We start from the raw sequence: 11,690 nt of genomic DNA, 5'->3' as shown, positions 1-11,690 counted from the left end.
TTCATCTCATGGCAAAGAAGGTCACCGTTAGCTTGATCGACGATGTCGACGGTGAGTCCATCGCGGACGAGACCATCGAGTTCGCAATCGATGGCGTCTCGTACGAGATCGACTTGTCGACGGAGAATGCGGCCAAGCTGCGGGAGGGTCTGGACAGTTGGGTTTCGGCCGCTCGGCGCGTGAGTGGCCGGCGTCGTACCAAGGTGGCCGGTGCTCCGGCCGCGGGCCCGAAGAACCGGGTGTCGATCGATCGCGAACAAAGCGCGGCCATTCGCGAATGGGCGCGCCGGAATGGTCACAAGGTGTCCGCTCGTGGTCGTATCTCCGCTGACATCACCGAGGCTTACAACAAGGCCGCTGCTAAGAACTAGTTGTCCGACTAGTCGCCGATTCGACTGCCGTCCGGGTGTTTCGTGCGTGCCCGGGCGGCAGTGGTTTTCTTCATACGCTTTGCGTATAACCGGGGGATCGACTGCGATCTTGCTAGTGCCGGGGAGGCCAGGCACCATTGAAACGTGCGGACGATGTCACTGGCTGGAAGTAGAGAAGAGGTATCGGCGCAGTGACCGCTTTCCACGGTTCCTTCCTCCGGGTCAAGGATCAAGAGGGACGTCAGCATGAGCTGATGCTGTCCCCTGACCAGCCGCGAATCACCATCGGGCGATCGCCTCAGGCCGACCTGTCCCTGTTCTGGGATGTCGAGGTGTCGCGGCTGCACGCCACCGCCGAGTACCTGGGCGCGCACTGGACCATCGTCGACGACGGCCTTTCCCGCAACGGCACTTTCGTCAACGGGGATCGCCTGGTCGGCCGCCATCGCCTGCAGCCGGGGGACGTCATCCGGATGGGCACCTCGCGGGTCACCTTCCACGACTTCAGCGGCGCCGCAGGCGATGTCACGCAGACCTCCACCGGCGGGCTGCCGACGCTGCGCTCGCTCACCGAAACCCAGCGGTCGGTATTGATCGCGCTCTGCCGACCGCTGCGGAGCAATGACGGGTTCGCCTCACCCGCCTCCAACCAGCAGATCGCGGCGGAACTCTTCCTCAGTGTCGACGCCATCAAAACCCACCTCCGCGCGCTGTTCGCGAAGTTCGGTGTCGAGGACCTCCCGCAGAACCAGAAGCGGGTCCGCCTCGCCAACCTGGCCATGCAGTCCGGCGTCATCTCCGAACGCGACCTCTGATTCGCCGATCCTGGTACTGCCCGTGCCTGTTGGACCCCTGAGCATGCGTGCGAGCTTCTGAGCCATGGGTTTCCGTGCCCGTCGGCGATTGACTGGATGTAGTCGATCACCCGGGAGGAACACGGGTGGCAGATCCAGTCAGGAGAGAACCATGTTCGCATTTCGCACCGCCGCGCTGGTGGCGGCGACGCTGACCACCGGACTGATCGCCGGGGTGTTCTACGCCTACGCGACCTCGGTGATGACGGCCCTGGGCCAGTCCGACGACCGCACCTTCATCGATGTCATGCAGAAGATCAACGTGGTCATCATCAATCCGTGGTTCATGCTCGGATTCATGGGCACGGTCGGCTTCACCGTGCTGGCCGCGGCTCTGCACCTGGGCAAGGACAACCGCACCACGCTGATCTGGATCGGGGTCGCGCTGGCTCTCAATGTGATCGCCTTCTGCGTCACCTCGGGCCTGAACGTGCCGCTCAACAATCAGCTGGCCAATGCCGGTGACGTCGGGCAGATCCCGGATCTGGCGGCGGTGCGCTCGCAGTTCGAAAGCTCGTGGGTGGCTTGGAATATCGTCCGCGCGGTGCTCCACACGCTGGCGTTCCTGGTGCTGACGGGCGCGCTGTTCGTGGCCGGCGTCCAACATGCCAAGGCGAGCGCGGCCGCCGCGGTCACCACCGTCGCGCCGGCCGCGCAGCCGGGTTTCCCGCCGGCGCCGGGCATGTACTCGGCGCCGGCGGCGTGGTCCGCTCCGGCGCAGCAGCCGGTGCCGGCCCAGCCTGGATTCGCCTCCGGTCAGCAGTAGTCAGGTCCGATTCCGGCGGTGGCCGGGACCCTGGATGCGGCTTCGCAAGCCGCCTGCGGGTCCCGGCCGCCGCCGTTTTCCTGTACTGAAACGGGTACCAGAACTTACCCGCCAGTAATCCATCCCTCGTGCTTGTTTCCTGACTAGGTTTGCGGAACGCGTTCTAATTTGGGAGGGAACATGCGAAGGATGCCCCGGCGAGGAACGCCAGGATCACTGCTGATCATGGCGGTTCTGGCGGTCTTGTGGATCGGTGCCAGCGGTACCGCCCGAGCGGAATACCCGGTCACTTTCAACTTCTTCGCGGGCATCCCCAACGAGCTCACGAATCCCGGTGGCTCGCTGCCCGGCGCCAATGACTGGTCCTGCAAACCCAGTGCGGCGCACCCGGATCCGGTGGTCCTCGTGCACGGCACCGCGGGCGGTGCGCAGACCAACTGGGGCGCCTACGCGCCGCTGCTCGCCAACCAGGGCTACTGCGTCTACGCGCTGACCTACGGCGCCCTCGACGTGCCGTGGCCACTGTCCGCGCTGGGCGGTATGAAGCCGATCCCCGAGAGTGCCGCACAGCTGGGGGCCTTTGTGAGCCGGGTGCTGTCCGCGACCGGTGCGGCGCAGGTCGACTTCGTCGCCCACTCGCAGGGCAACACGGTCGGCGAGTACTACATCAAGCGGCTCGGCGGCTCCGGCAAGGTCAATCGCTTCGTGGCCATCGCGCCCCCGTGGCTGGGTATCTTCGGCGACCAGATGAACGTCGTGCGCGCCTTCGGGCGGCAGCTCGGTGCGAGCGCCGACCAGGTGGACAACCTGGCCGCCATGGGCGTCGTGTGCCAGGCGTGCCCGGAGATGCTCGGCAACTCCTCGTTCATGAATGCCCTGAACGCCGACGGCGTCTACGACCCGTCGGTCACCTACACCAACCTGGCCTCCAACTTCGACGAGGCGGTGTGGCCCGCCATCGCGCTGGTCCCGGCCCCGAACGTCACCAATGATCTGATGCAGGACGGTTGCCCTGTCGACTTCTCCGATCACATGGCCATCGCCGGCAGTCACCGCGCGGCCATGATGGCCCTCAACGCGCTCGATCCGGAGCATGCCCAGCCGGTGCCGTGCGAGTTCGTCCCGCCCGTCACCGGGGACTGAGGAACCCCGAACGCGACTGTTCGCTGTGGGCGTAGCCGATTCGGAAACGGTCCGCGCAACTGCCCCGTTATGACTGAATGAGTCGTACTGTCGCCGGTTCGCAATAGGGTGGACGGACGACGTGCGTGACCCCCGGCAACTAGAGTGGAGTCGGGGGATGCAACCCCAGGGCTTCATGGCAGGCTGGCGACCAGAAGGGCAGCACAGGGTCTGAAGCGCCGGATGCCAGTGATGGCGGAGCAGGAGAGTGAGGGAGCGATGTTCGAGAGGTTCACCGACCGCGCGCGGCGGGTCGTTGTCCTGGCCCAAGAAGAGGCCCGGATGCTCAACCACAACTACATCGGCACCGAGCACATCCTGCTGGGCCTGATCCACGAGGGCGAGGGCGTCGCGGCGAAGTCGCTGGAGTCCCTTGGCATCTCGCTGGAGGGTGTGCGTTCGCAGGTCGAGGAGATCATCGGTCAGGGCCAGCAGGCCCCGTCCGGCCACATTCCGTTCACCCCGCGTGCCAAGAAGGTGCTGGAGCTGTCGCTGCGCGAGGCGCTGCAGCTCGGGCACAACTACATCGGCACCGAGCACATTCTGCTCGGCCTGATCCGCGAGGGTGAGGGCGTCGCGGCGCAGGTGCTGGTCAAGCTGGGCGCGGACCTGAACCGGGTGCGCCAGCAGGTCATCCAGCTGCTGTCGGGTTACCAGGGCAAGGAGCCCGTCGAGGGTTCCGGTTCGCGCGGCGAGCAGGGCACCCCGTCCACCTCGCTGGTGCTGGACCAGTTCGGCCGCAACCTGACCCAGGCCGCCCTCGAGGGCAAGCTCGACCCGGTCATCGGCCGCTCGAAGGAAATCGAGCGCGTGATGCAGGTGCTGAGCCGCCGTACCAAGAACAACCCGGTCCTGATCGGTGAGCCCGGCGTCGGTAAAACCGCCGTCGTGGAGGGTCTCGCCCAGGCCATCGTCAACGGCGAGGTGCCGGAGACGCTCAAGGACAAGCAGCTGTACACCCTCGACCTGGGTTCCCTGGTCGCGGGCAGCCGCTACCGCGGTGATTTCGAGGAGCGCCTGAAGAAGGTGCTCAAGGAGATCAACACTCGCGGCGACATCATCCTGTTCATCGACGAGCTGCACACCCTGGTGGGTGCGGGCGCGGCCGAGGGCGCGATCGACGCGGCCTCGATCCTGAAGCCCAAGCTGGCTCGCGGTGAGCTGCAGACCATCGGCGCCACCACCCTCGACGAGTACCGCAAGTACATCGAGAAGGACGCCGCCCTGGAGCGCCGGTTCCAGCCGGTCCAGGTGGGCGAGCCGACGGTCGAGCACACCATCAACATCCTCAAGGGTCTGCGCGACCGCTACGAGGCGCACCACCGGGTTTCGATCACCGATGGCGCTCTCGTCGCTGCCGCTACCCTCGCGGATCGCTACATCAACGACCGCTTCCTGCCGGACAAGGCGATCGACCTCATCGACGAGGCCGGTGCGCGCATGCGCATCCGCCGGATGACCGCGCCGCCGGACCTGCGCGAGTTCGACGACAAGATCGCCGAGGCGCGCCGGGAGAAGGAGTCCGCGATCGACGCGCAGGACTTCGAGAAGGCCGCGCGTCTGCGCGACAAGGAGAAGCAGCTCGTCGCCAAGCGGGCCGAGCGCGAAAAGCAGTGGCGCTCCGGCGATCTGGACGTCGTGGCCGAGGTCGACGACGAGCAGATCGCGGAGGTGCTGGCCAACTGGACCGGTATCCCGGTGTTCAAGCTCACCGAGGAGGAGACCACCCGTCTGCTCCGCATGGAGGACGAGCTGCACAAGCGGATCATCGGCCAGGAGGACGCGGTCAAGGCCGTGTCCAAGGCCATCCGCCGCACCCGCGCCGGTCTGAAGGACCCGAAGCGTCCGTCGGGCTCGTTCATCTTCGCCGGTCCGTCCGGTGTCGGTAAGACCGAGCTGTCGAAGGCGCTGGCGAACTTCTTGTTCGGCGACGACGACGCGCTCATCCAGATCGACATGGGCGAGTTCCACGACCGCTTCACCGCCTCGCGGCTGTTCGGTGCCCCTCCGGGCTACGTCGGTTACGAGGAGGGCGGCCAGCTCACCGAGAAGGTGCGCCGCAAGCCGTTCTCGGTGGTGCTGTTCGACGAGATCGAGAAGGCCCACCAGGAGATCTACAACACCCTGTTGCAGGTCCTCGAGGATGGCCGGCTCACCGACGGTCAGGGTCGTACGGTCGACTTCAAGAACACCGTGCTGATCTTCACCTCGAACCTCGGCACCTCCGACATCTCGAAGGCGGTCGGCCTCGGCTTCGCCCAGAGCAATGCCGAGGGCTCGAACTACGAGCGGATGAAGCTCAAGGTCAACGACGAGCTGAAGAAGCACTTCCGCCCGGAGTTCCTGAACCGCATCGACGACGTGATCGTGTTCCACCAGCTGACCCAGGACCAGATCATCGAGATGGTCGACCTGATGATCGGCCGCGTCGCCAATCAGCTGCGGAACAAGGACATGGAGATCGATTTGGCTCCGCAGGCCAAGAGCCTCCTGGCCAAGCGCGGTTTCGATCCGGTGCTCGGTGCGCGACCGCTGCGTCGCACCATTCAGCGCGAGATCGAGGACCAGCTGTCGGAGAAGATCCTCTTCGGCGAACTGGGCGCCGGTCAGGTCGTGGTGGTGGACGTCGAGGGCTGGGACGGCGAAGGCCAGGGCGAGAACGCCAAGTTCACGTTCACGCCGAAGGCCAAGCTGACCAAGAAGTCGGACTCCGGCGTCGAGGACAAGCCGGTCGCCGCCCTCGCGGGTGAGGCTCCGGCCTCCTCCTCGGGCGAGTAAAGGCTCAGCCTCGGGTCGAATAGGCCTCAGCGACAAAGAAAGCCCCGTTCTCCTTCGGGAGGGCGGGGCTTTTCGTTTGCCCGGGCGAGAAATTCGGTGGCGGCGCGATCCTGGTATCGCCCATGCTCGGATAGCTGTCCGGAGGGACCGGGCGCGGAAAGGGCGGCAGCATGCTCTCCGAGACACAGATCGAGGACTTCATCACCGAGGGATTCGTGAAGGTCGAGGGAGCCTTCTCCGCGGAGACGGCCGCTGCGGGCCGCGAGATCCTCTGGCGCGCAACCGGTTGCGACCCGGAGGATCCGTCGACCTGGACCCAGCCGGTCATCCGGCTGTGGGACCACGCCCAGGAGCCCTTCGCGCGGGCGGTCACCGCGCCGCCGCTGCTCGCCGCCTTCGATCAACTGGTCGGTCCCGGCCGCTGGTTCCCCCGGAAAACCCTGGGCAGCTGGCCGATTCGATTCCCCAGCCCGGAGCCCCCGGGCGACGACGGCTGGCACGTCGACGTGAGCTTTCCCGGCGATGCCGCCCCCGACGACTACCTGAGCTGGCGCGTGAACATCCACTCCAAGGGCCGCGCCCTGCTGATGTTGTTCCTGTTCTCCGATGTCGGCGTCGATGACGCCCCGACGCGTATCCGGGTCGGCTCGCACCTGCGGCTGGCGCCGGTGCTGGAGCCGCTCGGCGAGGCGGGTACCACCATGTTCGACCTCCACGAGTTCTACACCGCCACGGCCGATCTCCCCGAGGCCGTCGCAACCGGCCGGGCCGGCGACGTCTACCTCTGCCATCCCTTCCTGGTGCACGCTGCCCAGCCCAATCGCATCGGCCGCCCGAAGTTCATGGCCCAGCCGCCGCTGCTGCTGCGCGAGCCGTGCGTGCTGGACCGCCCGGACGGCGCGTATTCACCGGTGGAACGGGCCATCCGGCGTGGGCTGGCGCTCGGGGCCGCGCACTGACTACGCGCCGAGGCGTAGCCGGGATGTGTTCTCCGGACGGATGTTTCGCGCCGCCGCCGGGCGGAGGGTGGAGTCATGGAACTCGGATTGCATCTGACGAACTTCGCCCTGGACACCCCTTCGGAACGGATCGGATCGCGGCTGGCGGAGGTGGTCCGCACGGCCGAGGACGGTGGGTTCTCGGTCATCGCGGTGGGTGACCATCTCTGGCAGAGCCCGTGGCTGGGCCGTGTGGAACAGAATGTGCTGGAGGCGTATTCGACGCTGTCGTTCATCGCGGCGCACACCTCGCGGGTGGAGCTGACCGCGCTGGTGTCGGGGGTGCACTATCGGCATCCGGCCATGCTCGGGAAGCTGGTCACCACGCTGGATGTGCTGTCCGGCGGCCGGGCCTGGCTGGGGATCGGTGCGGGCACCTCCACGGGTGATGTGGAGGGCTACGGCCTGCCGTTCCCGCCGCTGCGCGACCGCTACGAGATGCTGGACGAGGCGCTGCGGATCTGTCTGGCCATGTGGACCGATGAGCGGGGCGCTTCGGAACCCGTGCTCGGCAAGCACTTTCAGGTGGAGCGTCCGCTGAACGCGCCGCAGGCCGTGCGGAATTCGCCGCAGGGCGCGTTTCGGCCGCATCCGCCGATACTCGTCGGCGGGGACGGCGAGCGCCGTACGCTGCCGCTGGTGGCGCGCTACGCGGATGTGGCGAGCCTGCGCCCGGGCCCGGACCTGCCCGCCAAGATCGCGCTGCTGGACCGGATGTGCGTGGAGATCGGCCGCGATCCGCGCGAGATCCGCAAGAGCTGTGCCTTCGCCTTCGATCCCGGCCCGGGCGGAGGGGGCGTCGGCCAGGTGCTGGGGCAGCTGAAGTGGCTGGCGGACATGGGGATCGACCTCGTCATCGGCCGGGTGGCGGGCGTCGACGACCTCACGGCGCTGGAAGTGCTCGGCCGCGAGGTGATTCCGGCGGCCGCCGAGTTCGGCGCTACTGCCAGCCCGGCCTGACCAGACCCGATTCGTAGGCCATGACGACCAGCTGGGTGCGGTCACGTGCACCCAGCTTCACCAGGATCCGGCTGACGTGGGTGCGGGCGGTGGCGGGGCTCATGTAGAGCCGGTCGGCGATCTCGGCATTGGTGAGGCCCTCGGCGACCAGGATCATGACCTCGCGTTCGCGGTCGGTGAGTGCCGAGAATTCGGCCGCGGGTGCGGGTTTGGCGTGCGCGGCGAATTCGGCGACCAGGCGCCGGGTGACGCTGGGGGAGAGCAGCGCGTCACCGCCTGCGACCACGCGCACGGCCTTGACCAGGTCGGCGGGTTCGGTGTGTTTGACCAGGAAGCCGGTGGCGCCGGAACGCATGGCCTCGAAGACGTATTCGTCGAGTTCGAAGGTGGTCAGGACGACGACCCTCACCGCGGCGAGGACCGGATCGGCGGCGATGGCGCGGGTGGCGGCGAGGCCGTCCAGCACCGGCATGCGGATGTCCATGAGTACGACATCGGGCACGAGTTCGCTGGCCAGGTCGAGGGCCTGGGCGCCATTGTCGGCCTCGCCCACCACCTCGACGTCCTCCTGCGCGCCGAGCAGCGCCACGAAGCCCGCTCGCACCAGCGCCTGATCGTCGGCGATCACCACCCGGATGGGCATGACGCGTCCTCCAATTCCGTGCTCACGCAATAGGTTCGTTCCGCACGAGGTGGGTGGGCAGCCGGGCCTTCACCCGAAATCCGCCGTCGGCCTTCGGTTCTGCGGACAGTTGCCCGCCCAGGGCGTGGGCGCGTTCGGTCATGCCGGTGATGCCGTGGCCGCCGGTCGGCGACTGCGGCGCGGGCTGGCGGGTGGGCCGGGTGTTGTCGATGGTGAGCTGCAGCCGCTCGGCGGCGTAGTGCACGGTGACGAGCACGCTCGCGCCGGGCGCGTGCCGCACCACATTGGTGAGCGACTCCTGCACGATCCGGGCGGCGGCCACGTCGACCACGGCCGGCAGTCGTCGCGGCCCACCGGTCACCATGGTGTGCACCTCCAGCCCGGCGGCGCGGGCCGGTCCGGTGAGCTTGTCGAGGTCGGTGATGCCGATGGTGGGTGCGGTCGGCGCGGTCACGGTGGCGGTGCCGCCGCGAATCGAGCGCAGCAGCGCGTTCACCTCACCGAGCGCGTCCTTGCTGGCGGATTTGATGGCGGCCAGCGCGGTGGCGGCCTGTTCGGGCTTGCGGTCGAGCAGTTCCAGCGCGACCGAGGACTGCACATTGATCAGGGAGAGGCTGTGCGCGAGCACGTCGTGCAGTTCGCGCGCGATGGCCAGGCGCTCTTCGGCGACCCGCTGTTCCCGCTCGGCCGATTCCAGTGCGCGCTGGGCCTGTTCGCGTTCGCGCTCGGCCTGTTCCTCGCGGCGGGCCGCCTCGCCGCGCTGCCGCCGGGCGATGACGGCGGCGCGCCGCTGCTGGATGCCCTCGGCCGCCGCGGCGAGCACGAAAAGCCAGGCGAGCAAACCGAATTCCTGCCAGGTGCCGGTGTGGTACCCGCGCCAGCCGGGCACCGGCCACACCATGAGCAGGTAGCCCGCGGCCACGAACGGATAGGTGTACCAACGGGATCCGAGGACCGCGGCGGTCAGGAAGGCGACGATGAGCGAGACGAAGATCGGCCCGTAGCCGTAACCGAGCAGTAGGTACGCGACAGCCACGGCCAGCGTCGCGTAGAACACTTCCAGCGGGCGGCGCCGGCGTAGTACCAGCAGTGCCGGACCGGCGATGAGCAGCGCATATCCGTACATATCGAGCTGGCGCACCACCGTCTGGTGATGATTGGCCAAGGTCCCGAAGCCGAGTTGTATCGCCCCCACCGCCAGCGCCGGGAGCACGTCGCGCCGCCCGAGCCTTCCCCCGCGTGTGTCCATAGCTGCACCGTAGCGCCGTCTGCGGGCAGCGGCACTGTGTCGCGGCCAAATACGTCCAGATACGTACGCCGGATCGCGCGTTGCGACGGATTTTTTCCCGTGCGCGGCGGCGGATCGTTGAGCCCATGAACGAAGCGATCGTCGTCACCGATCGGCTGACCAAGCGCTACGGCTCCCACACCGCCGTGGACGCCGTGAGCATGAGCGTCCGCCGCGGTGAGATCTACGGTTTCCTGGGTCCGAATGGCGCGGGCAAGACCACCACGCTGCGCATGCTGGTCGGTCTCATCCGTCCGTCGTCCGGCGGTGCGACCGTGCTCGGGCGGCAGCCCGGCGACCCGGAAACCTTGCGCCGCACCGGCGTTCTCATCGAGGGCCCCGGCTTCTACCCCTACCTGTCGGGCCGGGACAACCTGCGCGTCCTGGCCCGTTACCGGGGTGTCGGCGACGACGCGGTCGCCGATGCCCTGGACCGGGTGGCCCTCAGCGCCCGCGGCAAGGACCGGTTCCGCACCTATTCGCTCGGCATGAAGCAACGTCTCGGTGTCGCGGCCGCCCTGCTCGGCCGCCCCGATCTGCTGATTCTCGACGAACCCACCAATGGCCTGGATCCGGCGGGCATGGCCGAGATGCGGGAGCTCATCACCGGACTCGCCGCCGACGGGCACACCGTGGTGCTGTCCAGCCACCTGCTCAGCGAGGTGCAGGAGATCTGTGATCGCGTCGGCGTCATCTCCGCCGGGCGACTGCTGGTCGAGTCGACGGTGCGCGAATTGCGCGGCACGGCCTCCCTTCTGGTGCGCGCGGAGCCGCTGGAGGTGGCCTTCCCGGCGGTGCGCGCGGTGGTGGGGGAGCGGTCGGCGCTGGTGACCGCCAACGGTATTCGTGTCGACGCCGGGGCCGCCAACGCTCCCGTGGTGGCGCGCGCGGTCATCGAGGCGGGCGCGGAGCTGCTCGAGCTGCGCACCGACGAAAAGTCCTTGGAAGAAGTCTTTTTCGAGATGACGGAGACGGCGAAATGACCGACCTGCTGGCCAGCACCCGGGCCGAACTGCTGCGGCTGCGCAAGTGGCCCGCCTTCTGGATCGTGCTCGGGACCTGGATCCTGTTGAATCTCACCTTCGCCTACCTGTTCAACTACCTCGCCTACACCACCGGCAGCACCACCCGCATGTCCAACGGCCTGCCGCGTGAGCTGCTCGTGCAGCAGATGCTGCCCGCGGCCGTGCCGGAGGTGTTCACGCAGGGCATGGCGATGTTCGGCGGGGCGCTCATGCTGGTGCTGGGCGCGCTCGCGGTGGGCAGCGGCTACGGCTGGGGCAGCTGGAAAACCGCACTCACACAGGGGCCTTCGCGGGTGCATGTGATCGGCGCGGTGGTGCTGAGCCTGGCGGTGACGGTGGTCGCGCTGGTGCTGGCGGCCTTCGTGATCGACACCGGCGTGGCCGCGCTCATCGCCGGCTCCCAGGGCCAGTCTCTGGCGTTGCCCTCGGCCGGTCGGATGCTGCTCGGAATCGGTTCCGGCGCCGCCATTCTGGGCATGTGGACGCTGGCGGGCGCGCTGATCGGGGCGGTTGCCGGGGGTCCCGCGCTGGCGGTGGGCCTGGGCCTGGTGTGGGTGCTGGTGGTGGAGAATCTGCTGCGCGGCGTCGCGGCGATCTTCGCGCCCATCCGGGCCGTCACCGACCACCTGCCCGGCACGGCCGCCGGCTCCCTGGCGGGTTCCCTGCGCACGGTGGGCGGCCCGGCCACCCCCGGTGTCCTGGACGTCCTGGGCCGCGGCGAGTCTCTGCTGGTGCTCGCCGCGTACGTCGCCGTCTTCGCGGCCGGAACGATCTGGCTGATCCGACGCCGTGACATGGTGTGAGACAGGCGAATACCGCGCGATG

11 protein-coding genes are annotated in these 11,690 nt (G+C 68.0%); 9 read left to right on the top strand and 2 right to left on the bottom strand.

Annotated elements, in window-relative coordinates:
- Window positions 1-8: 8 nt before the first annotated feature.
- The 7 genes from ACFXHE_RS15045 to ACFXHE_RS15015 all read left to right on the top strand — a co-directional run bounded on the left by ACFXHE_RS15045 (window position 9) and on the right by ACFXHE_RS15015 (window position 7,909).
- Window positions 9-371, top strand: coding sequence for an Lsr2 family protein (locus ACFXHE_RS15045; RefSeq protein WP_354831422.1), 363 nt, complete (start codon window positions 9-11; stop codon window positions 369-371).
- Between the two features lie 191 nt (window positions 372-562).
- Window positions 563-1,186 (top strand): FHA domain-containing protein, encoded by a 624-nt coding sequence (locus tag ACFXHE_RS15040; protein ID WP_040854285.1) that lies wholly within the window; start codon window positions 563-565, stop codon window positions 1,184-1,186.
- 151 nt (window positions 1,187-1,337) lie between these two features.
- On the top strand, window positions 1,338-1,991 hold the full coding sequence (locus ACFXHE_RS15035; RefSeq protein WP_379383289.1) for a DUF1772 domain-containing protein: 654 nt from the start codon (window positions 1,338-1,340) through the stop codon (window positions 1,989-1,991).
- Between the two features lie 225 nt (window positions 1,992-2,216).
- The gene (locus tag ACFXHE_RS15030) at window positions 2,217-3,134 is read left to right on the top strand and encodes an esterase/lipase family protein (RefSeq protein ID WP_379383287.1); all 918 of its coding nucleotides are present in this window, start codon (window positions 2,217-2,219) and stop codon (window positions 3,132-3,134) included.
- Between the two features lie 258 nt (window positions 3,135-3,392).
- Window positions 3,393-5,951: an ATP-dependent Clp protease ATP-binding subunit gene (locus ACFXHE_RS15025; protein WP_379383285.1), complete on the top strand. Its 2,559-nt coding sequence runs from the start codon at window positions 3,393-3,395 to the stop codon at window positions 5,949-5,951.
- Between the two features lie 170 nt (window positions 5,952-6,121).
- Window positions 6,122-6,910: a phytanoyl-CoA dioxygenase family protein gene (locus ACFXHE_RS15020; RefSeq protein ID WP_379383283.1), complete on the top strand. Its 789-nt coding sequence runs from the start codon at window positions 6,122-6,124 to the stop codon at window positions 6,908-6,910.
- Between the two features lie 75 nt (window positions 6,911-6,985).
- Window positions 6,986-7,909, top strand: coding sequence for an LLM class flavin-dependent oxidoreductase (locus ACFXHE_RS15015; protein ID WP_379383281.1), 924 nt, complete (start codon window positions 6,986-6,988; stop codon window positions 7,907-7,909).
- Here the strand turns inward: ACFXHE_RS15015 and ACFXHE_RS15010 are convergent.
- On the bottom strand, window positions 7,890-8,552 hold the full coding sequence (locus tag ACFXHE_RS15010; RefSeq protein ID WP_379383279.1) for a response regulator: 663 nt from the start codon (window positions 8,550-8,552) through the stop codon (window positions 7,890-7,892). The genes ACFXHE_RS15015 and ACFXHE_RS15010 overlap by 20 nt on opposite strands.
- A 22-nt stretch (window positions 8,553-8,574) precedes the next feature.
- Complete coding sequence (locus ACFXHE_RS15005) at window positions 8,575-9,801, bottom strand: sensor histidine kinase (RefSeq protein WP_379383277.1); 1,227 nt, start codon at window positions 9,799-9,801, stop codon at window positions 8,575-8,577.
- 125 nt (window positions 9,802-9,926) lie between these two features.
- Here ACFXHE_RS15005 and ACFXHE_RS15000 point away from each other — a divergent pair, with 125 nt between their 5' ends.
- A complete protein-coding gene (locus ACFXHE_RS15000) occupies window positions 9,927-10,823 on the top strand; it encodes an ABC transporter ATP-binding protein (protein WP_379383275.1) in 897 nt (298 codons plus the stop codon).
- Window positions 10,820-11,668 carry an ABC transporter permease gene (locus ACFXHE_RS14995; protein ID WP_379383273.1) on the top strand — a complete coding sequence of 283 codons (849 nt, stop codon included), beginning with the start codon at window positions 10,820-10,822 and terminating at the stop codon, window positions 11,666-11,668. Before ACFXHE_RS15000 ends, ACFXHE_RS14995 begins: the two co-directional genes overlap by 4 nt.
- Window positions 11,669-11,690 lie beyond the last annotated feature (22 nt).

Origin of the sequence: Nocardia sp. NPDC059229 (genome assembly GCF_042754165.1) — a bacterium.
In the GTDB taxonomy this organism is placed as follows: domain Bacteria; phylum Actinomycetota; class Actinomycetes; order Mycobacteriales; family Mycobacteriaceae; genus Nocardia.
This window is presented reverse-complemented; position numbering and strand designations above follow the sequence as displayed.